Raw genomic sequence first — 24,543 nt, 5'->3', positions numbered from 1 at the left:
CGCCAGGCCCTCGAGGTCGCGCCGGTAGCTGTCCAGGCTGGCCCGCGCCAAGCCCTGTTCGGCCCACACCGCGTCCAGGAAACGCTGTATCAGCGCGTTGTCGTCATCGCGCAGCGGCGGCAGCTGCTGCACCAGTTGGCGGCGCAACGCCGGGGTGGAAGTCTCTGACATGGCCACAGCATACGAGGGCGCGCGCAGGTATGCTCGGCGCATGGCCACTTCGCCCGCTGCCGTTGCCCCGAAACGCCCCGCTTCGTTGCTGCTGTGGCGACTGCTGGCCCTGCTGTATGACTTCTTTCCCGCCTTGGCGCTGTGGATGCTGGTCGGGGCGCTGTTCACCGCCGGCTACGCGACCGGCCACGCCACGCGCGAGAACATCGCACCGTTCAGTGCGCTGCAATGGCTGCTGTGGGCCTGCTGCTGGGCGGTGACCGGGCTGTACGCCACGCTCAGCTGGCAGCGTGGCGGCCAGACCCTGGGCATGCGTCCGTGGCGTCTGCAGGTGGTGGGCGCGGAGGGCCGCACGCCCCGCCGTGGGCAGCTGTGGGTGCGCTACGCCGTGGGCACGCTGTCGGTGCTGCTGGGCGGGCTGGGCCTGTGGTGGGCACTGGTGGACCGGCAACGCTTGAGCTGGCATGACCGGGCCAGTGGCACGCGCATCCTCCGGTTGCCGAAACGCCCGAATCGGTAGGGACGCGCCATGCGCGTCCGCCGTCAACGCCCGATCAGCCGGATTTACGCCGGAACAGCAGCCCGGAGGTCACCAGCATCACGATCGGCGGCAAGGCATAGGCAATGCGGTAGTCGAACTTGAGCGCCCCGGCCATGCGGCCGAAGAACAGCTGCAGCAGCCAGAAGCCCAGCGCGAACAGAATGCCCAGGAACAGCCGCTTGCCCATGCCGCCACTGCGCAGCGAACCAAACGCGAACGGCACCGCCGCCAGGCACAGCGCCAGCACGTTCAACGGGTAGAACCAGCGGCTCCAGTAGATGTCTTCATAGTCGCGTGCATCCAGGCCGTTGCGCTTGCGGTACTCGATGCTGGTACGCAGGTCGGCGGCGGTCAGGTTGCGCGGCTTGGACAGGCCACTGGCCAGGGCGGACGCATCCAGTTGCGAGTTCCACGGCTCGACAGGCTTGGTTTCGCGGGACACCGAACGCTCACCGAAGGTATCGCGGGTGATGTCGGTCAGCTTCCAGCCGCTGGCGTCGTGTTCGGCGGTGCCGGCGCGGGTGAACGAGGCAATGCGGCCGTCCTCGCCGATCTGGTACATGCGCACGTCGCGCAGTACCAGCCGGGTGCCGCCCCCGGGCAGCAGCTGCTCGTCACCGCCCATGGCGTTGAGGAAGGTGTCGCCTTCGCGCGCCCACACCCCGAAATACTTGGATTCGGTTGCGTTGCTGCCGTACTTGGCGCTGGCCCGGATCGCGTCGGCCCGGCTCTGGCCCCACGGGCCCAGGGTTTCGCCGCTGAGCACCATCACCGCGGTCAGCAGCGACAAGGCGATCGCCACCGACACACTCAGGCGCTTGCGCGACAGCCCCAGCGCACGCAGCGCGGTCAGCTCGGAGGTCGCGGCCATCTGCCCCAGCCCCATCAGCGAGCCGATCACCGCGGCAGTCGGGAAGAAGGTGTAGGCGCGACGGGGCACGGTGTACAGCACCCACGCGGCCGCATGGCCCAGCGTGTAGTTGCCCTTGCCGACGTCCTTGAACTCGCCGGAGAACGCCATCACCACGTCCAGGCCGACCAGCACGGCCCAGGTAAGCAACACCGTGCCGAACACCGCACGGCCCAGGTACAGATCAAACCGCATCGGGCGGAATTTCATGCGGTCCTCCGCGGGCGCGACAGCTTGCCGTCGCGGAAATACATCCACAATGCCAGCCCCAGCAGGGGCAGGCTCAACCACCACAGGCCCACGCTGCCGGGCAGTTTGCCGTCGGCGATCCAGCCGGTCCCGATGAACATCAGGTTCATGCCGACCAGATAGGCCAGGAACGCCAGCATCATGCGGCCATAGCGCTGCTGGCGCGGCGAACTGCGCGCCAGCGGCAGGGTCATCAGCGCGAACGCCAGCGCGATCAGCGGCGGGGTGATGCGCGAATGCAGCTGGGCCTGGGCCTCCGGCCGGGGATCACCGAACAGCTGGCCGGTGGGCAGCAGCTCGGGATCATTCTCGTCGCGGGTGACCGCGCCGTCAGGCAGGGCCACGTCATTGCCGGCGAAGGTCATCAGCTTGTAGTCCAGCCCGCCGCCGGACGGGCTCTGGATCTGGTGGCCCGACTCCAGCTCCAGATAGCGCTGGCGGTCGCCCTCGAAATGCATGCGACCGCGCTCGGCCGACATCACCTCGAACTGTCCCTCACGTTCGCGCTGCAGGAACACCCGGCCCAGCTGGGTGCCACTGGGGGACACCGAGCTCAGGTAGACCACCCCGCCATTGGGCAGCGGGGTGAACTTGCCCGCTTCCAGGCCGGCCATCAGAAGGCTGCGGTTGGCGTCCTCGATCATCTGCTCGCCGGTGCGGTCGGCCCAGGGGCCCAGCCACAGCGAGCACAGGCCGATCAGCCCCACCACCGGCAGCACGATCATCAGCACCGGGCGCAGCAGCCGCTTCGGGCCGACCCCGATGGCGGTCAGCACCGCCATTTCCGAGTCCCGGTACAGCCGCGCGGTAGCCAGCAGCAGGCCCAGCATCAGCGCCAGCGGCAGGATCAGCGGCATGTAGACGATGAACTGCAGGCCCAGCTGGGAGAACAGCAGCCGGGCCGGGAGGCGGCCGTCGGCGATGTTGCCCAGGATATCCACCAGCACGCCCCCCACGCTGACCACCAGCAGGACGATCAGGGTGGCCAGGAAACTCTGGACGAAATCACGCAACAGGTAGCGATCGAGCTTCGACATGGGGCGGTGGTTTAAACTCTCGGATTCGTTCGCGGTGCTGCCCAGTCTACCGACCCGGCGTAAACAGCTCGCGATTGTACGGATTTGCCAACGGAATCTGATCAATGGCCCTGGAATTCACCCTGAACCACGCTGCCCCGGCTGCTGCCGAGGTCGACTGTGTCATCGTCGGCGTCTACGCCGACAAGACCCTGAGCCCCGCCGCTCAAGCCCTGGATGCCGCCAGCGGCGGCCGCCTGACCGCCCTGGTCAACCGCGGCGACGTCGGTGGCAAGACTGGCGCGACCACCCTGCTGCATGACATCGCCGGTGTGAAAGCCCCGCGCGTACTGGTCATCGGGCTGGGCGAGCCGGCCAAGTTCGGCGTGCCGCAGTACCTGAAGGCGGTCGGCGACGCCAGCCGCGCCCTGAAGAGTGGCGTCAACGGCCACGCGCTGTTCACCCTGTCGGAAATCGCGATCAAGGGTCGCGATGCGGCCTGGAACATCCGCCAGGCGGTGATCACCGCCGATCACGCGGCCTACCGCTACACCGCCACCCTGGGCACGAAGAAGCCCGAAGCGCCGGGTCTTGCGACCCTGGCCATTGCCGGCACCGACGCCCAGGCCCTGGCCCAGGGCCAGGCCATTGCCGCCGGCGTGCAGTATGCCCGCGAGCTGGGCAACCTGCCGCCGAACCTGTGCACCCCGGCCTACCTGGCCGAGTCGTCGGTGGCGTTCGCCCAGCAGCACGCCGGGGCCGAAGCCGAGATCCTCGACGAAGCCGGCATGGAAGCGCTGGGCATGGGCTCGCTGCTGGCCGTGGCCCGCGGCTCGGCCAACCGTCCGCGCCTGGTGGTGCTGAAGTGGAGCAACGGCGGCGACGCCAAGCCCTACGTGCTGGTCGGCAAGGGCATCACCTTCGATACCGGTGGCGTCAACCTGAAAACCCAGGGCGGCATCGAGGAAATGAAGTACGACATGTGTGGCGCGGCCAACGTGATCGGCACCTTCGTGGCCGCCGTCACCGCGCAGCTGCCGCTGAACCTGGTGGTGGTCGTGCCGGCGGTGGAAAACGCCATCGACGGCAATGCCTACCGTCCGTCCGACGTGATCACCTCGATGTCGGGCAAGACCATCGAAGTCGGCAACACCGACGCCGAAGGCCGCCTGATCCTCTGCGACGCCCTCACCTACGCGCAGCGCTTCGAGCCGCAGGCGCTGGTTGACGTGGCCACCTTGACCGGGGCCTGCATGGTCGCCCTCGGCCACCAGACCGCTGGCCTGATGTCCAAGCACGACGACCTGGCCAACGAACTGCTGGCCGCCGGCGAACACGTGTTCGACCGCGCCTGGCGCCTGCCGCTGTGGGACGAATACCAGCCGATGCTGGATTCCAGCTTCGCCGACGTCTACAACATCGGCGGCCGCTGGGCCGGTGCGATCACCGCCGGCTGCTTCCTGTCGCGCTTCACCGAAGGCCAGCGCTGGGCGCACCTGGACATCGCCGGCGTGGCCAGCGACGAAGGCAAGCGCGGCATGGCCACCGGCCGTCCGGTCGGCCTGCTGAGCCAGTGGCTGCTGGACCAGGCCGCGCGTTGACATGTCGCGGGCTGACTTCTATCTGATCGCCAAGCCGCGGTTCCTCACCGAACCGCTGCGCCTGGTCTGCGAACTGGCCCGCAAGGCCAACGACGCCCAGCTGCCCACGCTGGTGCTGGCCCGCGACCAGGCCCAGGCCGAGGCGCTGGACGAACTGCTGTGGTCGTTCGACGACGACGCCTACATTCCCCACCAGATCGCCGGTGAGGACATGGACGAGGAAGAAGCCCTGGTGCTGATCGCCGTGCCCGGGGGTGAAGCCCCGGCCCGGCCGCTGGTGATCAACCTGCGTGATGACCCCTGGCTGGGGGCCTGCGACCGCGTGCTGGAAGTGGTGCCGGCCGACCCTGAAGCGCGCGAACCGCTGCGCGAGCGCTGGCGCCAGTACAAGGCGCTGGGCTTTGATCTGAACAAGTACGACATGTAACTGACGGCAGCGCCCCTTGATGGGGCGCTTCGCTGCCCTGATTCTTATCCGATTGCCTTTCCCGGTTGCCCCGCATGACCCAACTCGCCTCCAGCTACGATCCCAAGACCTTTGAAACGGCGCTGTACGACGCCTGGGAGAAGGCCGGCCACTTCAAGCCGTCCGGCCAGGGCGAGCCGTACACCATCCTGCTGCCGCCGCCGAATGTCACCGGCACGCTGCACATGGGCCATGCCTTCCAGCAGACCCTGATGGACGCGCTGGTGCGTTACCACCGCATGCGCGGCTACGACACGCTGTGGCAGGTGGGTACCGACCATGCCGGCATCGCCACCGAAATGGTGGTCAGCCGCAACCTGGCACTGGAAGGCAAGGGTGAAACCCGCGACTCGCTGGGCCGCGAAGGCTTCATCGGCAAGGTGTGGGAATGGAAGGCGCAGTCCGGCGACATCATCGAACGCCAGATGCGCCGCCTCGGCACCTCGGCCGACTGGTCGCGCAGCACCTTCACCATGGACCCGCAGCCGTCCGAGGCCGTGGTCGAAGCCTTCGTGCGCTGGCACGAGCAGGGCCTGATCTACCGCGGCCAGCGCCTGGTCAACTGGGACCCGGTGCTGAAGACCGCCATTTCCGACCTGGAAGTGGAAGCCTCCGAGGAAGATGGTTTCCTGTGGTCGATCGCCTACACCCTGGATGAAGGCCTGAGCTACGAGCACGTCGAGCGTGACGCCGACGGCGTGGAAACGCTGCGCGAAACCCGCGACTACCTGGTGGTCGCCACCACCCGTCCGGAAACCCTGCTGGGCGACACCGCGGTGATGGTGCACCCGGAAGACGAGCGCTACCAGCACCTGATCGGCAAGCAGGTGGTGCTGCCACTGACCGGTCGCCGCGTGCCGGTGATCGCCGACGACTACGTCGACCGTGCGTTCGGTACCGGCGTGGTCAAGGTCACCCCGGCGCATGATTTCAACGACTACCAGGTCGGCGTGCGCCACAGCCTGCCGATGATCAACCTGTTCACCCCGACCGCGTCGGTGAACGAGAACGCGCCGGAGCGCTTCCAGGGCCTGGACCGCTACGACGCGCGCAAGGCCGTGCTGGCCGAGCTGGAAGACCTGGGCATCCTGGTGGAAACCAAGGCGCACAAGCTGCAGGTGCCGCGTGGTGACCGCACCGGCCAGGTGATCGAGCCGTACCTGACCGACCAGTGGTTCGTGAAGATGGACGAGCTCGGCCGTCGTGGCCTGGAACTTGTGGAGAGCGGCGCCATCGGCTTCGTGCCGCCGAACTGGATCAACACCTATCGCCACTGGATGACCAACATCCAGGATTGGTGCATCAGCCGCCAGCTGTGGTGGGGCCACCGCATTCCGGCGTGGTTCGACGCCGCGACCGGCAGCTGCTACGTCGGCCGCAGCGAAGCCGAAGTGCGCGAAAAGAACGGACTGGGCAGCGACGTGGTGCTGACCCAGGAAAGCGACGTGCTGGAGACCTGGTTCTCGTCGCAGCTGTGGCCGTTCTCGACCCTGGGCTGGCCGAACGCGCAGGCGATGGCCGAACGCGGTTTCGACCGCTACCTGCCCTCCTCGGTGCTGATCACCGGCTTTGACATCATCTTCTTCTGGGTGGCCCGCATGATCATGGCCACCGACAACCTGACCGGGAAAATTCCGTTCAAGGATGTGTACTTCACCGGCCTGATCCGCGACGGCGAAGGCCAGAAGATGTCCAAGTCCAAGGGCAACGTGCTGGACCCGCTGGACATCATCGACGGCATCAGCATCGACGACCTGGTCGCCAAGCGCACCGGCGGGTTGATGCAGCCGAAGACGGCCGAGAAGATCGAGCGCAAGACCCGCAAGGAATTCCCCGACGGCATCGCCGCGCACGGGGCCGACGCGCTGCGCTTCACCATCGCCGCGCTGGCCACCCACGGTCGCGACATCAAGTTCGACATGAACCGCGCCGAGGGCTACAAGAACTTCTGCAACAAGCTGTGGAATGCCAGCCGCTTCGCACTGATGAACACCGAAGGTGCCGCCTTCACCGGTGCTCCCACCCCGCGCACCGACGCCGAGCGCTGGATCCTGGCACGCCTGGCCGCCACCACCGCTGAAGCGCAGGGCCATTTCGCCGCGTACCGCTTCGACCTGCTGGCGCAGTGCCTGTACGAATTCGTTTGGAACGCGTTCTGCGACTGGTTCCTGGAACTGAGCAAGCCGGCATTGAACGGCAGCGATGCCGCCGACGCCGAGAGCACCCGTCACACCCTGCTGTACGTGCTGGAAGCGCTGCTGCGCCTGCTCCACCCGCTGACCCCGTTCATCACCGAACAGCTGTGGCAGCAGCTGGCCCCGCGTCTGGGCCTGACCGAAACCACGCTATCGCTGCGTCCCTACCCCACCGCCGCCGAATTCGCCGGCGACTTCGGCCCGGCCGAAGCCGACGTGGAATGGCTGAAGGCCGTGATCAGCGCCGTGCGTCGCGTCCGCAGCGAGTTGAACGTAGCCCCGTCCAAGCTGGTGCCGCTGCGTCTGCAGGCCGGCGTGGCCCAGGACCGCGCCCGCATTGAACGCTTCGGTGCCTCGATGTCCTTCCTGCTCAAGCTGGACAGCATCGAATGGCTGGGCGACGGTGAAACCACCCCGCCGGCCGCCGCCGCGATCGTGGGCGAGCTGAAGCTGCTGGTGCCGCTGGAAGGGCTGGTGGACCTGGACGCCGAACGTGCACGCCTGGACAAGGAAATCGCGCGCGTGCAGGGCGAATACGAGAAGAGCGAGACCAAGCTGGCCAAATTCACCGACAAGGTGCCGGCCGCGGTGGTCGAGCAGGAGCGCGTACGCCTGGCCGACTGGACCACGCAGCTGGCCGGCCTGCGCGAGCAGCGCGCGAAGTTGTAAGCGCCGCGGTTACAACGGCGGCATCGTCTCGATGTCGTCGTTCACCAGCTCCATCGCCATCACCAGCGCGTCCTCGCGCCCGCCGTGCGCGGGGTAGTAGCGCGGCCGGCGACCGATCTCGTTGAAGCCTTCGCTTTCATAAAGCTTCAGCGCCGGCCCATTGGACGGTCGCACTTCCAGGAACACCCGGTGCGCCGCATGGTCGCGCGCCAGCTGCACCAGCGCGCGGAACAGGAACCGTCCCAACCCGTTCGACTGCAAGCGCGGGTCCACGCAGACGTTGAGGATGTGGCCTTCATCGGCGGCCACGCTGAGCACGCCGTAGCCCACCAGGTCGCCGTCGTCCAGCAGCGCCAGCGACGGATACCCCGCGCGCAGGCAGTCGACGAAGATGCCGCGGGTCCACGGGAACGGGTAACCGCGCTCCTCGATATCCATCACCGCATCCAGGTCGTCTTCGCGCAGCGCGCGCAGCGACGGCGGGCGCGGCGAACTGACCGCGCTCACGACCGGCTCCGCTTGCGCAGCGCACGCAGCTGCGGCCACAGCGCACGCTTGGCGGCCGCGCTGCGCCGCAGTTCGTCGAGGTTCCAGCTGGCCATCAGGGCCTGGGTTTCAGGGTCGTTCGGGTTGCAGCCGGAGGCGCGCAGCAGCGCGATCTGCAGCCGGTCGGGCAAGCGCACGGCGGGTTGACGGGTGCCGGCGCGACGCGGCGCGGTCTCGACCGGTGCCGCTGTCGTAGAGCCGGGCTCTGCCCGGCTGGTCGTTCGATCAGGCTGTGACGCAAGCCGCGTAGAGCCGGGCTCTGCCCGGCTGGCCGTTCGTTCGGGCGGTGACGCAAGCCGCGTAGAGCCGGGCTCTGCCCGGCTGGCCGTTCGATCGGGCGAAGACGCAAGCCGGGCAGAGCCCGGCTCTACGCGATCGCGCCCTGCCCGGGGATCCGCCGGCACAGCGGTCAGATCAATCGCCGGCTCCGGTGCGGCTGCTTCCACGCTGCCGTCCACGAACACCGTGTAGCCCATGGCCTGCAGCCAGGACTGCTGGGCCGATGTCCACAGCGGCGGCGTGGCCGGCGTACTCATGCGCCGGGCTCGGCCGTCTTGCGGGTCCGCTGCCACAGCCACATCGCCGGGCCGGACAGCGCATACACGATGCCCACCGCGAACAGCACGCGCGGCAGGTCGATCACCATGATCGCAATGACCACCGGCAGCAGCGCCAGCGCCATGAACGGCACCCGGTCGGCGCGCGGGCCCTTCTCGCCGCTGCCCTTGAAGCTCCAGAAGCGGATCCGGCTGACCATCAGCAGTGCCGCCACCAGGGTCACGCCCAGCGCCACGTAGCGCAGTTCGTTGCCGTCCCAGCCCAGGTTGCCGTCGGCAAACGCCCAGACGAAGGACATCATCAGACCGGCTGCCGCCGGGCTGGCCAGGCCGATGAACCAGCGCTTGTCCACCACCGTGACCTGCGTATTGAAGCGGGCCAGGCGCAACGCCGCGCAGGCGGCGTACAGGAACGCCACCGCCCAGCCCACGCGGCCCAGCACCGGGTCGTCGAACTTCAGCCAGGACAGCGACCAGTGGTACATCACCAGCGCCGGGGCCATGCCGAAGCTGACCAGGTCGGCCAGCGAGTCGTACTGCACGCCGAATTCGCTGCTGGTGCCGGTCAACCGGGCCACCCGGCCGTCGAGGCCGTCCATGATCGCCGCCACGAACACCGCAACCGCGGCGTTGACGAACTCGCCATTGGCCGCGGCGATGATCGCGTAGAACCCGGCGAACAGGCCGGCGGTGGTGAACAGGTTGGGCAGCAGGTAGATGCTGCGCGAGCGCGGCGGGGGTTTCATCTGATCCATGCCGGCCAGTTTAGTGGCTGCGCCCCGGTTTGGGGCGGTTGCCGGTCGACCGTTGCCCCCGCCGCCCGCCCCGCCTGTCGCCGCCGCGCTTGCCAGCACCGGGCCGGAATGCTGCAATCGCGGCCCTGACCCTGAGTGACTGGAGTTGCCATGCGTGTCCTGCCCCTGCTGTGCTGCCTGCTGCTTGCCAGCGCCTCGGCCAGCGCCCAGAACGTGTACAAGTGGAAGGACGCCAACGGCGTGACCCAGTACTCGGAGAAGCCGCCGGCCAACCAGAAGGCCGAGCAGCGCCGCATCACCACCCGCGACCCGGTCACCACCGGCAGGAAGGCTGAGGCCCCGGCCGAATCGGCCGACTGCAGCCAGAGCCGCAAGAACCTGGCCCTGCTCAACGGCCAGGGCGAGGTCATGTACGACACCGACGGCGACGGCAAGCCCGAGACCCCGCTCACCGCCGACCAGCGCAAGGCCCAGAAGAGCATGGCCGAGGCCGGCATCCAGGCGTATTGCCCGCCGGCGGCGTAATCTGCATCGACGGTGGCATTCCGGACGAATCCGCAACCACCTGGGCCGGCCAACGGCCGGCGCTACCGCGGGGATCAGCGCGCACAGCATCGGTAGCGCCGGCCGTTGGCCGGCCCACGCGATGCGTCCGCCGTTGGTCGATACCCTGCCGGACTGGCAGAATATCGGTTTCCGCCGTTCAGCGAAGCCGACGATGCGCCTCTCCCAGTTCCACCTGCACACCACCAAGGAAACTCCCAGCGACGCGGAGCTGACCAGCCACCGCCTGATGCTGCGCGCGGGCATGATCCGCAAGCTGGCCTCGGGGCTGTACACCTGGTCGCCGCTGGGCCTGCGCGTGCTGCGCAAGGTCGAGCGCATCGTGCGCGAGGAAATGGAGCGCGCCGGTGCCGTGGAATTCCAGGTCCCGACCATCCAGCCCAAGGAACTGTGGGAAGCCACCGGGCGCTGGGAGAAGTTCGGTCCGCAGCTGCTGAAGATCAAGGACCGCAAGGAACAGGTGTTCTGCTACAGCCCCACCGCTGAAGAGGCCGCCGCCGATTTCGCGCGCCAGGAGCTGTCCAGCTACAAGCAGCTGCCGGTCAACTTCTTCCAGATCCAGACCAAGTTCCGCGACGAGATCCGTCCGCGCTTCGGTGTGATGCGCGCGCGCGAATTCCTGATGAAGGACGCCTATTCGTTCCACCTGGACGAGGAAAGCCTGGTCGCCGAATACGAAAACATGAAGCGTGCCTATGCGCGCGTGTTCACCCGCCTGGGCCTGGATTTCCGCATGGTGCAGGCCGATTCCGGTGCCATCGGCGGTGATGCTTCGCAGGAATTCCACGTCATCGCCGACTCCGGCGAAGACGCGCTGGTGTTCTCCACCGGTTCGGATTACGCCGCCAACATGGAAGCGGCCGTGGCCGCCGAACCGGCACCGCGTGCGGCTGCCGGCGAGGAACTGCGCAAGGTCGAGACCCCGACCCAGAAGACCTGCGAAGCCGTGGCCGAGCTGCTGGGCATCGCACTGGCCCGCACCGTGAAGTCGGTGGCGATCATGACCGAGGCCGGTTTCGTGCTGGCGCTGGTGCGCGGCGACCACGAGGTCAATGAAATCAAGCTGGGCAAAGTCGAAGGTCTGCAGGGTTACCGCATGGCCGGCGAAGCCGAGATCCAGGCCCACCTGGGCAGCGAGCCCGGCTTCCTCGGTCCGCTCAATCCGGCGCAGCCGATCCGCATCGTGGCCGACCGCGAAGTAGCCGCGCTGGCCGATTTCGTGGTGGGTGCCAACGAGGCGGGCTTCCACCTTGCCGGCGTCAACTGGGGCCGCGACCTGCCGGAACCGGAAGTCGTCGACATCCGCAACGTCAAGGAAGGCGACCGCGCGGCAGATGGTGGCGAACTGAAGATCGCGCGCGGCATTGAAGTGGGCCACGTGTTCCAGCTCGGCCGTCAGTACGCGCAGTCGTTGAATGCCACCGTGCTGGACGAAAACGGCAAGGCTGCGGTGATGGCGATGGGCTGCTACGGCATCGGCATCTCCCGCATCGTGGCCGCCGCCATCGAACAGAACCACGACGAGGCCGGCATCATCTGGCCCGAGGCGATGGCCCCGTGGCAGGTGGTGGTGTGTGTCATCAATCCGAAACAGGATGAAACCGTCAGCGCCGCCGCCGCCGACCTGCTGGCCGAACTGCAGGCCGCCGGTCTGGACGCGGCATTGGACGACCGCGGCCTGCGTCCGGGTGGCATGTTTGCCGACATGGAACTGATCGGCATTCCGCACCGGGTGGTGGTGTCCGAACGCGGGCTCGCCGCCGGTACCTTCGAGTACCGGTCCCGCACCGCCAGCGAGGCGGAGAGCCTGGACCGGGGCGCGCTGCTGGCCAAACTGTCGAAGTGATCACAAAGCCGGGGATGACACCCCGGCTTTTTCATTATCCCGCCAGAATGGGTAATGCCGCTTACTGTGCACGATTCAAATGAAAATGTATCCTCAGGACTCGCCACGGACCGGCGGCCCCCGTCCTTCGTTTGAATTCCGGAGTAGTAGTTGATGAGTATCGACCTGAGTGGAATGTCCGCCAAAGAGCTGGGCACCCTGATCAAGAACGCAAAGAAACGCCAGACTGTTGTTGCCAAGCGCCCCGCCATCACCAAGGTACGCGCGCAGTTGAACAAGCTGCTCAAGAGCAGCGGTTACACGGTTGAAGAAGTGTTTGGTGATGCTGCCCCCGCACGTGGTCGCGCAACCAAGGCCGCGACCAAGGCCCCCGCGAAAAAGGCCGTGCGCAAGCTCGGTAAAGTGGCTCCGAAGTACCGCAATCCGGCCAATCCGAAGGAAACCTGGACCGGTCGTGGCAAGCAGCCGCGTTGGCTCGCTGCACACACCACCAAGGGCAAGAAGCTGGAAGATTTCCTGATCAAGAAGTAAGCATGATCAAGGAAGCACCTGAGTAAGAACGCCGGCTGAGACGCCGGCGTTTTTGTTTGTGCGGTTGCGAAAACCGCAACGTCCGGAACATCGGTAGCGCCGGCCGTTGGCCGGCCTTCGGTATCGCCTGGGCCGGCCAACGGCCGGCGCTACCGATACCGCCTCCCGATACAACCTCTCAAATACTCACAGATTCTTGCGCGCAGGTATCAGCAGATTCCCGAACAACAAGCCCGCCACCAGCGCCATCACCACGTTCAATACCGTCATCAGCACCAGCTGCCCGGCACTGACATCCTGCTGCTGCACCAGGGTGAGCACCCCGCGCAGACTGGTACTGCCCGGCACCAGCATGATGATGCCCGGCAGGCGGATGATCGCCCCCGGGCGCTGCACCAGGCGGCCAAACAGATTGCCCGCGCCGGTCATCACCATGGCCGAAAGGAAAATGCCCGCCGGCAGCCCCCACGCCTGTCCGGCGAATTTGGAAATGGCATAGCCGGCAATCGAAGCAGCGATCACCCACGGATAATCGCGCCGGTTCGCCTTGAACAACATCGCAAACGCAAATGCCGCCAACAGCAGCGCGCTCCATTCCACCCAGTCGGCCTGCGGCCGCGACGCGCGCACCTGCGGGTCCAGCCCGATGATGCCCGACAGCGTCACCGCGATCACCGCGCCCACCGTCAGTTTCAGAATCGTGGTGACCGCACCGGCAAACCGCGCCGTGCCCGAAACCCAATGCTGGCTGGCCAGTTCGTTCACCGCATTGGTCAGCGACATACCCGGCAGCATCACCACCAGTGACGCAATGATGACTGTATTGAGATTCAACGGCCCCACGAACGAGGCCACCAGTGCCGCCACCGTGCCGGCCAGCAGTGCCGCCAGTGCCTCGCTGGCCTCGCGCGTGGCCGGACGACGGTCGGTCACCAGCGACATCAGGCCGATCAGCAGGCCGATCACGCCGGCGGTGGCGATGTCCAGCCACGGCAGTTTCCACAGCCCGGCCACGCCGGCCGCACCCAGGCTGTAGGACAGCATCATGCGGATCTTGCCGGCGCGCCCGGGGTCTTTATCCAGCTGGCGCAGCGCGGTGTGGCCCTGCGCGATGCTCATGGTGCCGTTGGCGACGGCATCGGCAATGCGGTCGGCGATGCTGAGCTTGTGCAGGTCGTTTTCGCCCGGGGCCAGGCGGATCACACGGGTGATGTCCGACGAACCGATCGCCTTGGTCGGGTCGCTGAAACTCAGGATCAGTCCGGTCGGGTTCGACCACGGCTCGCAGTCCAGGTCCAGCTGCTGCGACAACGCCACCACCGCCGCTTCCAGGCGCTGGGCCGTGGTGCCATAGCTGTGCAGGCGTCCGGCGATCTCCGAAACGAAGGCGACCCGCTGAGCGTAGGTGGCCGGTGGGGTGGCAATGGCAGGTGCGTCGGCAGACATGCGGCGTAGTATTACCCGAAGCCAGCCCGCCTGAACAACGGCCATGCCGCAGCGCACACACTTGGCCTGCACGCAGACAGGTTATGCTGGGAGGAGGACGCCCCATGACGCCAAACCAACCTCCCCGACTCGAACAGGATCCACAGGACCCCGGACTTATCCGGCTGTCCGGCCAGTGGACATTGCGCACCGCGCTGGACGCGGCCGAAGCGCTGCGCGCTGCACCCGAACAGGTGACCGGCATCGACGCCAGCGGCATCACCCAGCTCGACTCGGCCGGCGTGCTGCAGGTACTGCGCGTGGCACATCGCGCCAACCTGGGCGAGGACGCGCTGGCGTTCCGCGCTGAACACCAGGCACTGGTGTGCACCATCGAGGAAGTGGCCGACGACCGGCCCAAACCCAAGCGCGACTTTGGCGTACTGGCCGCGCTCGAGCGCCTGGGCCGCAGCATGCATGGCGTCGGCCAGAACATCGTGCTGCTGGCCGGCTTCCTTGGCGAAAACCTGGTCAAGGCCGGCCGCCTGCTGCGCCAGCCACGCCGGCTGCGGCTGACCGCCACCGTGCACCACATGGAGCAGGTCGGGCTGGACGCGGTGCCGCTGGTGGCGCTGCTCTCCTACCTGGTGGGTGCGGTGATCGCCTTCCTCGGCTCCACCATCCTGCGCGACTTCGGCGCGGAAATTTACGTGGTCGAACTGGTCAGCATCGCCTTCCTGCGCGAATTCGCCGTGCTGCTTACCGCCATCGTGCTGGCCGGACGTACCGCCAGTGCGTTCACCGCGCAGATCGGCTCGATGAAGGCGCGCGAGGAAATCGACGCGATCAAGACCCTCGGCCTGGATCCGGTCGACCTGCTGGTGCTGCCGCGCCTGATCGCGCTGATGATCACCCTGCCATTGCTCACCTTCGTGGCGATGGTGGCCGGCCTCGCCGGCGGCGTCACGGTCGGCGCGTTCGACCTGGACATTCCGCCGCAGATGTACCTGGCCCGCCTGCACGACACCATCGAGGTGCGGCACATGCTGGTCGGCCTGGCCAAGGCCCCGGTGTTCGCCGCGGTGATCGGCCTGATCGGCTGCCTGGAAGGCCTCAAGGTCGAGGGCACCGCGCAGTCGGTCGGCGAGCGCACCACCTCCAGCGTGGTGCAGACCATCTCGCTGGTGATCATCATCGACGCGTTCGCCGCGTTGTGGTTCATGCACATGGATTGGTGATGACTACAGCCGACACCCTCATCGAAACCGACAGCACCGAGCGCCTGGAAGACGGCGACGGCCTGGCCATCCGCGTGCGCGGGCTGACCAACCGCTTCGGCAGCCAGACCGTGCATGACGGACTGGACCTGGACGTGCGCCGCGGCGAAATCCTCGGCGTGGTCGGCGGCTCAGGCACCGGCAAGTCGGTGCTGATGCGCAGCATCCTCGGCCTGCGCCATCCCGACGCCGGCCAGATCGAAGTGCTGGGGGTGGATGCGCGTTCGGAGAAACCGGCTGACCGGCTGCACATCGAGCGCAACACCGGCGTGCTGTTCCAGGACGGCGCACTGTTCTCATCACTGAGCGTGGGCGAGAACGTGCAGGTGCCACTGAAGGAACACCACCGCGAACTCCCCGAGCGCTGGCATTACGAGCTGGCCCTGCTGAAGGTCAAGCTGGCCGGCCTGCCCGCCGACGCGATCAACAAGCTGCCCTCGCAGCTGTCCGGCGGCATGCGCAAGCGCGCCGGCCTCGCCCGCGCCCTGGCCCTGGACCCGCCGCTGCTGTTCCTGGACGAACCCACCGCCGGGCTGGACCCGATCGGCGCGGCCGCGTTCGACCGCCTGATCAAAACCCTGCAGGAAGCACTGGGGCTGACCGTCATGCTGATCACCCACGACCTGGACACCCTGTATGCGATCTGCGACCGGGTGGCCGTGCTGGCTGACAAGCAGGTGATTGCCAATGCCCCGCTGCACGAGATTGAACAACTGGAGCACCCGTGGATCCAGGAGTATTTCCACGGCCCCCGCGCACGCGCTGCCCGCGCGGCCAAAGAGTGAGTGACCCATGGAAACCAAAGCCAATTACGTACTGATCGGCGCGTTCACCCTGATAGTCGGGCTGGCCCTGCTCGCCTTCGGCTTATGGGCGGCCAAGTATTCCTCCGACCGCACCTGGACCGAATACCGCGTCGTGTTCCGCGAAGCGGTGACCGGTCTCTCGGTCGGCAGCCCGGTGCAGTACAACGGCATCGCGGTCGGCTCGATCACCGAACTCAATCTGGTGCCGGATGACCCGCGCCAGGTGGTGGCGCGCATCCGCCTCAATTCCAACACCCCGATCAAGACCGACACCCGCGCCAAGCTGGCCATCACCAGCCTGACCGGTCCTTCGATCATCCAGCTCACCGGCGGCACGCCGCAGGCGCAAGCACTGACCGCAGTCAACAAGGACCCCGCGCCGATCATCCCGACCACGCCCTCGGCGCTGCAGAACATCACCGACGTGGCCAACCGGATCGTCGAGCGCATGGACCAGATATTGAGCGACCGCAACGTGGCCGCGATCAACTCCACCCTGGCCAACCTGGAAACCATCAGCGGCGGCCTGGCCGACCGCGACCAGGGCACCCAGGCGCTGCTGATGAGCGCGCGCGACGCCGCGCGCAGCCTCGACCAGACCCTGAAGACCACCAACGGCACCATCCAGCGTCTGGACACCAACCTGGTGCAGCAGCTGCCGCCGATCCTCAACAAGCTGGAAACCACCCTGACCAAACTGGATTCGGCCGCCGGCAATGCCGACTCGATCCTTGGCGAAAACCGCGCCGCCATCAACAGCTTCGCCAACGACGGCCTGGGCCAGCTCGGCCCGACCCTGACCGAGCTGCGCGGGCTGATCCGCGACCTGCGCCGGGTCAGCGACCGCCTGGACAACAATCCCGCCCGCTACCTGCTGGGCCGTGACGCGCCGAAGGAGTTTGAACCCAAATGAGCCACATTCCACTTCTTCCCGTCCGTCCGCTGCGCCTGCTGGGTCCGGCCGCGCTGATCGTCGCACTCGGTGCATGCTCGCTGCTGGGCGGGGGCGAGCGCAGCCAGGTGACCATCTATTCGCCGGTGGTGCGCATCGAACCCGATGCCGCCTGGCCGAAGGTCGACTGGCAGCTGATCCTGGTCAAGCCGACCGCCGCCCGCGTGGTCGACAGCCCGCGCATCAATGTGCGCCCGGAGCCGTCCGAGCTGCAGGTGTACAAGGGCGTCAGCTGGGCACAGCCGGCCACCGACATGGTCGACGACGCGCTGGTGCGCGGCTTCGAGGACAGCGGCCGCATTTCCGGCGTGGCCCGCGCCACCACCGGCATCCGCGCCGACTACAAGCTGGCCCTGGACGTGCGCCGTTTTGAAGCCGACTACAACGGCCAGGCCACGCCGAACGCGCTGATCGAACTCAATGCCAAGCTGATCCACGTGGTCGACCAGCGCGTGGTGGCCGATCGCACGTTCCGTCAGGAACAGCCGGTGGGCAGCACTGACACCGCGCAGGTGGCGCAGGCGATGGAAGCCGGATTGAAGGCGATAACCCGCGAAGTGGTCGGTTGGACGCTGATGACCGGCCAGGCGGATTACCAGAAACCCGCCATCGCCCCACCCTTGCGGCGTTGATCGCAGCCCCGTAGAGCCGGGCTTGCCCGGCTGCTGTTCGCACCACACCCAACGATCACGTACCCCGGTCGATCCACCGGAACGTCAGATTGATCCGCTCTCCCATCGCCCGCGCACTCTTCGGCAACGCGTGCTGATACAACCGCTGCGTCTGCCCCGCCATCACCAGCAGATCGCCATGCCCCAGCGTCACCTCCGCCTTGCGGCTGTGATCTTCCCGCCGGCGCAGCGCGAACCGCCGCGCGGCCCCCAGGCTCAGTGACGCAATCACCGGCTCCGGCCCCAGCTCCGCCTCGTTGTCGCTGTGCCAGCCCATGCCGTCATCGCCATCGCGATACCGGTTCAACAACACACTGTTGAACCGCACCCCACAGAAAGACCCCAGCTGCTCGCACAACGGCAGCAGCGCCGGATGCCACGGATGCGGCACGAAGTCCGTTCCCGAATAGCGGTACCGCGCCGCCGGGTCCCCCATCCAGCAGCTCAACCGCGGCGAGTCCACCTGCCGCCCGAACATGCGGATCTTGTGCACCTCCCACGGCACCTCTTCGCGCAGGGTGCGCTGCAGGGCGTCAGCCGCCGCAGCGGTCAACCAGTGGCGATGCCAGTGCACGCGGGCGTCGGGGAGGTGGAGGTCCATGGGGGAACATTACCGCGTTGGGATGGGTCATGGACGCCTGACGGGTGACTTCGTTTTGGCTTGAACGTCGGTGCGGCCTGGGCATCGATGGTGATCCGTCTTCGGACATTTGTGCCGCGCGTTGCGCGGTTGACACGCATGGCGTGTCACTACGAATTGCCACGTGCGCAGGACGATCGCGCTGTTCGCCGGGCGCTCGCCCGGCGTGTCCACGCAATGCGTGCCAATCGCGACGCGGCGACGCCGTCTTTTTTGAGTGGAAAATGGTGCATCCGCACATCCAATGCGATGCCCTTCACACTCGCTGAAACGCTTGGTAGTTCTGGCGCTCCGCCATTCCCGAATTCATTCGCGACATGGCGTCTTTCACGAACAGTCCGTCTGCGTCACTGCTCCGGGACAAGTCCGATTTCGCTATCGTGGCGTTGTCCGCATGGTGGACGCACGGAGTCTGAAAACTCCGCGGGAAAACTAGGTTGCACGGCTTGCGTCGGGAGGGTGACGAAATACAACACCCTCCGTGGAAATACGTCGCACCGGTTTCTCGCACGGTTTTCAGCCTCCCGACATCCCTCGCCATCCCGGCGAGGGAGATTTCCGGAGATGTACACCATGCGTTACGACCCTTTGACCGCCCCCGTCACCTCGACCTTCACCTGGAACATTCCGCGCAGCCTGGTGGTGGGTGGGCTCACCTATCAGGGCCAAGGCGGCGGCGGCCTGATCATTCCCTGGATGGACCTCTACGGCATGTGGATGCAGCGGGCCGAGTTCGATACCGGCCGCCGGATCTACCTGGGGGTACAGCCCGGCAACATCCTGCTGTCCACCGACAAAGATGCCGCTCGGACCATGGCTACGTTGAGGCGTTGGTGGTGATTTGCCCGTACCCGCCCCGAAGCCCGACAATGGCCGGCACTGCCGTACTGCTGGAGCCTGCATGCCTGCCGCCGTCGCCGCCCTTACCGTGGGCCTTCCTTCATGAGCACCGTGAAGGCCCGGCTGCGCCAGGCCGTTTATCTGGTGCTGCGCACCGGCTTCCGGGCCCTGCCGCTTTCCGAAGGCCAGCGCGACCGTCTGCGCGGCCGCTTCCTGGACAAGCATGCCGACTGGGTGCCGCCGCCGCCGCGCGGCCGCGTTGATTCCACAGCGGGCGGGCAGCCATACCGCCCGCTGCAGCGCGCGGACGAACCTGCCATCGGCCATGTGCCGTATCGCGCTGAAGCGCTGCCGGAAACGCTGCCAGCCACGCTGGTGGCGTTCTACCTGCCGCAGTTCCACCCCATCGCGCAGAACGACGCGTGGTGGGGCAAGGGCTTCACCGAATGGCGCAACGTCACCCGCGCCCTGCCCCAGTTTGAAGGCCACGTGCAGCCGCGCCTGCCGGCGGACCTGGGCTTCTATGACCTGCGCAACCCGCAGGTCATGCGCGACCAGGCCGCGCTGGCGCGCGAGTACGGTATCGGCGCGTTCTGCTTCTATTACTACTGGTTCAGCGGCACTACCCTGCTGGAAACCCCGCTGCGCCAGTGGCTCGCCGACGACAGCATCGATTTCCCGTTCTGCCTGTGCTGGGCCAACGAGAACTGGGCGCGTCGCTGGGACGGACGCAGTGAGGACATCCTGATCGGCCAGCAGCACAGCGCCGAGGACGACATCGCCTTCATCGCGCACATTGCCGACTACCTGCGCGACCGCCGTGCGCTCAAGGTCGACGGCAAGCCGATGCTGCTGGTGTACCGCCCGCATCTGCTGCCTGACGCCCGCGCCACCGGCGAGCGCTGGCGCAAGTGGTGCCGCGACAACGACGTGGGCGAAATCCACCTGGCGTATGTGCAGGGCTTCGAGCGCCCGGATCCGCGCGACATCGGCTTCGACGCCGCGGTGGAGTTCCCGCCGAACATGAGCAACCCGCGCTCGCTGACGGCAGAACAGTACCTGATCAATCCGGCGTTCGAAGGCGACGTCCGTGACTGGCGCGAGCTGGCGGCTGAGATTGCCGCGCGCCCGCTGCCCGAGTACCCGCTGTACCCCGGCGTCAATCCGGGCTGGGACAACGAAGCGCGCCGCTCCGGGCGCGGCCGCGTGTACCTGCATGCGTCACCGCGCGGCTACCGCGACTGGCTGTCGACCACCATCCACAAGCGGCTGGCACCGGTGTCCGCCTCGCAGAAACTGGTGTTCATCAACGCCTGGAACGAGTGGGCCGAAGGCGCGGTACTGGAACCGGACGTAAGGCTGGGGCACGCGTATCTGGAGGCGACGCGGGAGGCGTTGCACACGCCCACGGCGGCAGGCGCACCTGTGCGGCCGTGCGTGGTGATCCATGCGTGGTATCTGGATATCCTTGCTGAATTGCTGGCTGAACTTCAGCGCTCCGCGCTGCATTGGCGCATCATCATCACGACTACCGCCGACAAGCGCGATGGGGTCGCAAAGGCCGTGGCGCAAGCGGGACTGACTGCGCAGATCGAAGTATTCCCCAACCATGGACGGGACATCCTCCCGTTCCTGCACGTCGCCGAGCGGCTGTATCAGGAAGGTGAGCAGGTGGTGCTGAAACTGCACACCAAACGCTCCACGCACCGCCAGGATGGCGAGGAGTGGCGACGTGAGCTGACCGGCCGCCTGCTGGATGCCGATCGCGCCACACGCTTGTTCGAGGCTTTCGTGGCCGATCCCACGCTTGGTTTGATTGCACCGGAAGGCCACGTGCAACCCCTTGACTATTACTGGGGTGCGAACGAGCGCAACGTCGGTGCCCTGCTGAGCCAGATCGGCCTGCCCGCAGCGGACATTTCCAAGGACACGTTCGTTGCCGGCAGCATGTTCTGGGTACGCCTGTCCGCGCTGCGTCCGTTATTGGACACGCATCTTGTTCCGTCTTCGTTTGATCTGGAAGCTGGGCAGGTGGACGGTACCCAGGCACACGCGCTGGAGCGCGTCATATCGTTGGTCGTGAGCCACGCCGGTGCACACACGCGCACCGCCGCCGAGGTGCTGGGGCTGCCGTTCGAGGACGGACAGCCCTATCAATACGCACGTAAAGGTTGAGCCAGACGCTGGCGTCAGTTGAAACTGACGCCGGTCTTTTCCTTCAGCTCGTCCGCGCTCACGCCCGGTGCGGATTCGACCAGCAGCAGCCCCTTGTCGGTGACATCAAACACCGCAAGATCGGTAATGATGCGGTCGACCACGCCCACGCCGGTGAGCGGCAGGGTGCATTCCGGCAGGATCTTGTGTTCGCCGTTCTTGGCGGTGTGCTCCATCAGCACCACCACGCGCTGCACGCCGGCCACCAGGTCCATCGCCCCGCCCATGCCCTTGACCATCTTGCCGGGCACCATCCAGTTGGCCAGGTCGCCCTTGTGGGTCACCTGCATGGCACCCAGAATGGCCAGGTTCACGTGCCCGCCGCGGATCATCGCGAAGCTGTCGTGGCTGCCGAAGTAGCTGGCACCGGCACGCGCGGTCACGGTCTGCTTGCCGGCGTTGATCAGGTCGGCATCCACCTCCGCTTCGGTCGGGAATGGCCCGATGCCAAGCAGGCCGTTCTCGGACTGCAACCACACGTCCACGCCCTCGGGAATGTGGTTGGCCACCAGCGTCGGCAGGCCGATGCCCAGGTTCACGTACGCGCCGTCGGTGAGTTCGCGGGCGGCGCGCTGCGCCATTTCATCGCGGGTCCATGCCATCTCAGTTGCCCTCCGCACGCACGGTGCGCTGTTCGATCCGCTTTTCCGGGGTGGGGTTGTGCACGATGCGGTGCACATAGATGCCCGGCAGGTGCACCTGGTCCGGATCAATGCTGCCCACCGGCACCACCTCTTCCACTTCCACGATGCACAGCTTGCCGGCCATGGCGCAGGCCGGGTTGAAGTTGCGCGCGGTCTTGCGGAACACCAGGTTGCCGGCGTCGTCGGCCTTCCAGGCTTTCACCAGGGCGACGTCGGCACGCAGTGCCGTTTCCATCACGTAGTGCTTGCCGTCGAACTCGCGGGTTTCCTTGCCCTCGGCGACCACGGTGCCGTAACCGGTGGCGGTGAAGAAGGCCGGAATACCGGCACCGCCGGCGCGCAGGCGCTCGGCCAGGGTGCCCTGCGGGTTGAATTCCAGCTCCAGCTCGCCCGCCAGGTACTGGCGCTCGAATTCCTTGTTCTCGCCCACATAGGACGAGATCATTTTTTTGATCTGGCGCGTTTCCAGCAGCTGGCCGAGGCCAAAACCGTCTACACCGGCGTTGTTGGAAATGACCGTGAGGCCCTTCACTCCGGTGTCGCGCAGGGCCGCAATCAGCGCTTCGGGAATGCCACACAAGCCAAAACCGCCAACCGCCAGGGTCTGGCCATCGGCCACCGCACCCTGCAGCGCCTGTGCGGCGCTGGCGTAGCGCTTGCTTTTGGACGTAGGTCGCTCCATTCCAGATTACCTTGCTCGGTGATAATGACCCATTCTAGCGGTACCGGATGACGCGTCTGAGTGCGGCGCAACAAAGCAGGAGACCCCTCATGACAGCCACCTACACCCTGGACGACGTCCTGCGCTGGTTCGACCCATGGACGCTGGAGAAAGGCGGCAACTACCTGTTCGCGGTGCGCCAGCTGCGCCTGCAGAACGACCAGCTCACCGCCCTGGTGCAGGGCAGTGCGCGGCGCCCCTACCACGTGTGGGTGGACCTCAAAGCCAGCACCCGCACCGCCCGCAGCAAGCTGGTGGCCGAATGCAGCTGCCCGGTCGGGCAGAACTGCAAGCACCTGGCGGCCGTGGTGACGCAGGGCCTGCAGCTTTCCGATGAGGCCGATCAACCCGAAGCACCCCCTGAACCGCTGGCCGCGCCTGCACCAACTCCGCGCAACGAACTGCTGCAGGCACTCTCGCGCTGGCATGCGCGCAGCGGCGGTCCTGCCGGGCCTGCGGCTCCCGCTGGCCCGTCGCGCGGCCTGGCCTACGACCTTGCGGTATTCGAGCATCGGCTCTCCGTGTTCATCCACCGCACCCGGCGTGGTGCCGACGGCGTGGTCAAGCGCGAGAAGCTGCTGGACCTGGTGCCCGACATGTTCCTGACCCCTCCCGGCTACATGGGCCAGGAAGACGTGTCAGTACTCTCCCAGTTGTGGCTGCTCCATCAGCACGAGCATCGCAACCGGGTCGATATCGCCGCGCTGCTGCAGCAGATCGTGGCAACCGGCCGCGCCTTCGTGGCTCACTCTCTTGACCCGGTCCCCACCCGCTGGGCGGGACCGCGCACCGCAACCCTGGACTGGCGCGCCATCGAGCAGTCCAGCGGGGTGGCGGTCGCCCCCACGCTGCAGGTGCATGGCGGAGCCAAGGGCGTCGTGCTCGGCCGGTCGGGCGGTTATGTGGACGAGCGGACCGGTGACATCGGGCCGCTGCTGCTGGACGTTTCCGCCGAGGACGCCGCCGCGTTCCTGGAACTGCCCGTGGTGTTTCCCGACGAAGCCGCGCTGGTAGGCCAGACCCTGCAGCAGATCAATCCCGTTTTGCCCCACCCCGTCGATGGCGGGGCATGGGAGACGCTCGAGCCCTCTCCCCTGGTGCCGGTGCTGCGCCTCCACAGCACCGAGCACCGCCCACCGTGGCTGCGCCAGCGTGATCCCTCTGAATGGCGTGACTTCGCCACGGCCGTGTTCGAGTATGGCGAGGTAACGCGGCACCTGGATGACCCCTCGGTGTTCGTCACCGACGCACACGGGCAGCTGCGCCTGCTGGCACGCAACCCGGTGGAAGAACAGCAGCGCGAGCGCGAACTGCAGGCCACCGGGCTGTATCGCGATGCACGACCGGTCGCCCACCTGCCCGGCAATGCGCCGCAGTTCCTGCCGCAGGGCGGCGACTGGGCGCGCTTCATGCACGAGAAAGCGCCCCAGCTGCTCGCGCAGGGCTGGCGGGTGGAGCCTGATCCCGACTTCCGCCATACCGTAAGCGAGGTGGATACGATCACTCTGGACGTGCATCGGGATCCGAAGGAATCGAGCTGGTTCGAGGTCGGGCTGGACATCGAGGTGGAAGGCCAGACCCTGGCCTTGGCACCGCTGCTGCAGCAGGTGCTGAACACCGACCCGCGCTGGTCACGCGGACAGGCAGCAAGCATCGAGGACGACGAACTGGTGCTGCTGCCGGCGGCGGGCCCGCGCCGGCTGGCGCTGCGTGCAGGACGGCTGAAACCGCTGATC

The 24,543-nt window shown here is 66.9% G+C and carries 22 protein-coding genes and 2 pseudogenes; 14 read left to right on the top strand and 10 right to left on the bottom strand.

Features of this window, described 5'->3' with window-relative positions; all coding sequences use genetic code 11:
• Positions 1 to 171, bottom strand: a pseudogene (locus EGJ34_RS22725) (site-specific tyrosine recombinase XerD); the annotation flags it as partial.
• Positions 172 to 211: 40 nt separating this feature from the next.
• On the opposite strand from EGJ34_RS22725, the gene EGJ34_RS12385 reads away from it, so the two are divergent.
• Positions 212 to 691: an RDD family protein gene (locus EGJ34_RS12385; protein WP_125360782.1), complete on the top strand. Its 480-nt coding sequence runs from the start codon at positions 212 to 214 to the stop codon at positions 689 to 691.
• Between the two features lie 34 nt (positions 692 to 725).
• Here EGJ34_RS12385 and lptG read toward each other — a convergent pair whose 3' ends face one another.
• The gene (gene lptG, locus EGJ34_RS12380) at positions 726 to 1,832 is read right to left on the bottom strand and encodes an LPS export ABC transporter permease LptG (protein ID WP_125360781.1); all 1,107 of its coding nucleotides are present in this window, start codon (positions 1,830 to 1,832) and stop codon (positions 726 to 728) included.
• Positions 1,829 to 2,908 (bottom strand): LPS export ABC transporter permease LptF, encoded by a 1,080-nt coding sequence (gene lptF / locus EGJ34_RS12375; RefSeq protein ID WP_125360780.1) that lies wholly within the window; start codon positions 2,906 to 2,908, stop codon positions 1,829 to 1,831. The genes lptG and lptF overlap by 4 nt, the downstream gene beginning before the upstream one ends.
• Before the next feature lie 104 nt (positions 2,909 to 3,012).
• Here lptF and EGJ34_RS12370 point away from each other — a divergent pair, with 104 nt between their 5' ends.
• The 3 genes from EGJ34_RS12370 to EGJ34_RS12360 all read left to right on the top strand — a co-directional run bounded on the left by EGJ34_RS12370 (position 3,013) and on the right by EGJ34_RS12360 (position 7,818).
• The gene (locus tag EGJ34_RS12370; RefSeq protein ID WP_125360779.1) at positions 3,013 to 4,488 is read left to right on the top strand and encodes a leucyl aminopeptidase; all 1,476 of its coding nucleotides are present in this window, start codon (positions 3,013 to 3,015) and stop codon (positions 4,486 to 4,488) included.
• Between the two features lies 1 nt (position 4,489).
• Positions 4,490 to 4,915, top strand: coding sequence for a DNA polymerase III subunit chi (locus tag EGJ34_RS12365; protein ID WP_125360778.1), 426 nt, complete (start codon positions 4,490 to 4,492; stop codon positions 4,913 to 4,915).
• Between the two features lie 74 nt (positions 4,916 to 4,989).
• Complete coding sequence (locus EGJ34_RS12360; protein ID WP_125360777.1) at positions 4,990 to 7,818, top strand: valine--tRNA ligase; 2,829 nt, start codon at positions 4,990 to 4,992, stop codon at positions 7,816 to 7,818.
• Positions 7,819 to 7,827: 9 nt separating this feature from the next.
• On the opposite strand, the gene rimI is transcribed toward EGJ34_RS12360, so the two are convergent.
• The 3 genes from rimI to pssA are packed head-to-tail and all read right to left on the bottom strand — an operon-like array spanning position 7,828 to position 9,676.
• Positions 7,828 to 8,325, bottom strand: coding sequence for a ribosomal protein S18-alanine N-acetyltransferase (gene rimI, locus EGJ34_RS12355; protein WP_125360776.1), 498 nt, complete (start codon positions 8,323 to 8,325; stop codon positions 7,828 to 7,830).
• On the bottom strand, positions 8,322 to 8,900 hold the full coding sequence (locus EGJ34_RS12350; RefSeq protein WP_125360775.1) for a hypothetical protein: 579 nt from the start codon (positions 8,898 to 8,900) through the stop codon (positions 8,322 to 8,324). The genes rimI and EGJ34_RS12350 overlap by 4 nt, the downstream gene beginning before the upstream one ends.
• Positions 8,897 to 9,676 carry a CDP-diacylglycerol--serine O-phosphatidyltransferase gene (gene pssA / locus EGJ34_RS12345; protein WP_125360774.1) on the bottom strand — a complete coding sequence of 260 codons (780 nt, stop codon included), beginning with the start codon at positions 9,674 to 9,676 and terminating at the stop codon, positions 8,897 to 8,899. Before pssA ends, EGJ34_RS12350 begins: the two co-directional genes overlap by 4 nt.
• Positions 9,677 to 9,826: 150 nt before the next feature.
• Between pssA and EGJ34_RS12340 the strand changes: the two genes are divergently transcribed.
• From EGJ34_RS12340 to EGJ34_RS12330, 3 genes and pseudogenes are all read left to right on the top strand, one after another.
• Entirely contained in the window at positions 9,827 to 10,201 is a 375-nt protein-coding gene (locus tag EGJ34_RS12340; protein WP_125360773.1) for a DUF4124 domain-containing protein, read from the top strand.
• Between the two features lie 193 nt (positions 10,202 to 10,394).
• Positions 10,395 to 12,086 (top strand): proline--tRNA ligase, encoded by a 1,692-nt coding sequence (locus EGJ34_RS12335; RefSeq protein WP_125360783.1) that lies wholly within the window; start codon positions 10,395 to 10,397, stop codon positions 12,084 to 12,086.
• A gap of 153 nt (positions 12,087 to 12,239) precedes the next feature.
• A pseudogene (locus EGJ34_RS12330) lies at positions 12,240 to 12,614 on the top strand (H-NS histone family protein); the annotation flags it as partial.
• Between the two features lie 189 nt (positions 12,615 to 12,803).
• Here EGJ34_RS12330 and EGJ34_RS12325 read toward each other — a convergent pair.
• Positions 12,804 to 14,063: a threonine/serine exporter family protein gene (locus tag EGJ34_RS12325; RefSeq protein ID WP_125360771.1), complete on the bottom strand. Its 1,260-nt coding sequence runs from the start codon at positions 14,061 to 14,063 to the stop codon at positions 12,804 to 12,806.
• 104 nt (positions 14,064 to 14,167) lie between these two features.
• Here EGJ34_RS12325 and EGJ34_RS12320 point away from each other — a divergent pair, with 104 nt between their 5' ends.
• From EGJ34_RS12320 to EGJ34_RS12305, 4 genes are read left to right on the top strand one after another with little or no spacing between them, the layout of a single operon-like run.
• Positions 14,168 to 15,280 carry an ABC transporter permease gene (locus EGJ34_RS12320; protein ID WP_125360770.1) on the top strand — a complete coding sequence of 371 codons (1,113 nt, stop codon included), beginning with the start codon at positions 14,168 to 14,170 and terminating at the stop codon, positions 15,278 to 15,280.
• Positions 15,280 to 16,104 carry an ABC transporter ATP-binding protein gene (locus EGJ34_RS12315; protein WP_125360769.1) on the top strand — a complete coding sequence of 275 codons (825 nt, stop codon included), beginning with the start codon at positions 15,280 to 15,282 and terminating at the stop codon, positions 16,102 to 16,104. The genes EGJ34_RS12320 and EGJ34_RS12315 overlap by 1 nt, the downstream gene beginning before the upstream one ends.
• Before the next feature lie 7 nt (positions 16,105 to 16,111).
• On the top strand, positions 16,112 to 17,038 hold the full coding sequence (locus EGJ34_RS12310) for an MlaD family protein (protein WP_125360768.1): 927 nt from the start codon (positions 16,112 to 16,114) through the stop codon (positions 17,036 to 17,038).
• Positions 17,035 to 17,709, top strand: coding sequence for an ABC-type transport auxiliary lipoprotein family protein (locus EGJ34_RS12305; RefSeq protein ID WP_125360767.1), 675 nt, complete (start codon positions 17,035 to 17,037; stop codon positions 17,707 to 17,709). Before EGJ34_RS12310 ends, EGJ34_RS12305 begins: the two co-directional genes overlap by 4 nt.
• A gap of 55 nt (positions 17,710 to 17,764) precedes the next feature.
• Here the strand turns inward: EGJ34_RS12305 and EGJ34_RS12300 are convergent, their stop codons facing one another.
• Complete coding sequence (locus EGJ34_RS12300) at positions 17,765 to 18,349, bottom strand: alpha-ketoglutarate-dependent dioxygenase AlkB (RefSeq protein ID WP_125360766.1); 585 nt, start codon at positions 18,347 to 18,349, stop codon at positions 17,765 to 17,767.
• 612 nt (positions 18,350 to 18,961) lie between these two features.
• Between EGJ34_RS12300 and EGJ34_RS12295 the strand changes: the two genes are divergently transcribed.
• A complete protein-coding gene (locus tag EGJ34_RS12295; RefSeq protein ID WP_125360765.1) occupies positions 18,962 to 19,228 on the top strand; it encodes a hypothetical protein in 267 nt (88 codons plus the stop codon).
• A 102-nt stretch (positions 19,229 to 19,330) separates the two neighbouring features.
• Entirely contained in the window at positions 19,331 to 21,403 is a 2,073-nt protein-coding gene (locus EGJ34_RS12290) for a glycoside hydrolase family 99-like domain-containing protein (RefSeq protein ID WP_125360764.1), read from the top strand.
• A 14-nt stretch (positions 21,404 to 21,417) separates the two neighbouring features.
• Here the strand turns inward: EGJ34_RS12290 and EGJ34_RS12285 are convergent, their stop codons facing one another.
• Both EGJ34_RS12285 and EGJ34_RS12280 read right to left on the bottom strand, forming a co-directional pair.
• On the bottom strand, positions 21,418 to 22,044 hold the full coding sequence (locus EGJ34_RS12285) for a CoA transferase subunit B (RefSeq protein ID WP_125360763.1): 627 nt from the start codon (positions 22,042 to 22,044) through the stop codon (positions 21,418 to 21,420).
• A gap of 1 nt (position 22,045) precedes the next feature.
• Positions 22,046 to 22,768 (bottom strand): CoA transferase subunit A, encoded by a 723-nt coding sequence (locus EGJ34_RS12280; RefSeq protein WP_125360762.1) that lies wholly within the window; start codon positions 22,766 to 22,768, stop codon positions 22,046 to 22,048.
• An 89-nt stretch (positions 22,769 to 22,857) separates the two neighbouring features.
• Here EGJ34_RS12280 and EGJ34_RS12275 point away from each other — a divergent pair.
• The coding region (locus EGJ34_RS12275; RefSeq protein ID WP_185750156.1) for an SWIM zinc finger family protein at positions 22,858 to 24,543 on the top strand (1,686 nt) is incomplete at its 3' end.

Source organism: Stenotrophomonas sp. 278 (assembly GCF_003935715.1).
Taxonomy (GTDB): Bacteria; Pseudomonadota; Gammaproteobacteria; order Xanthomonadales; family Xanthomonadaceae; genus Stenotrophomonas; species Stenotrophomonas maltophilia_AH.
This window is presented reverse-complemented; position numbering and strand designations above follow the sequence as displayed.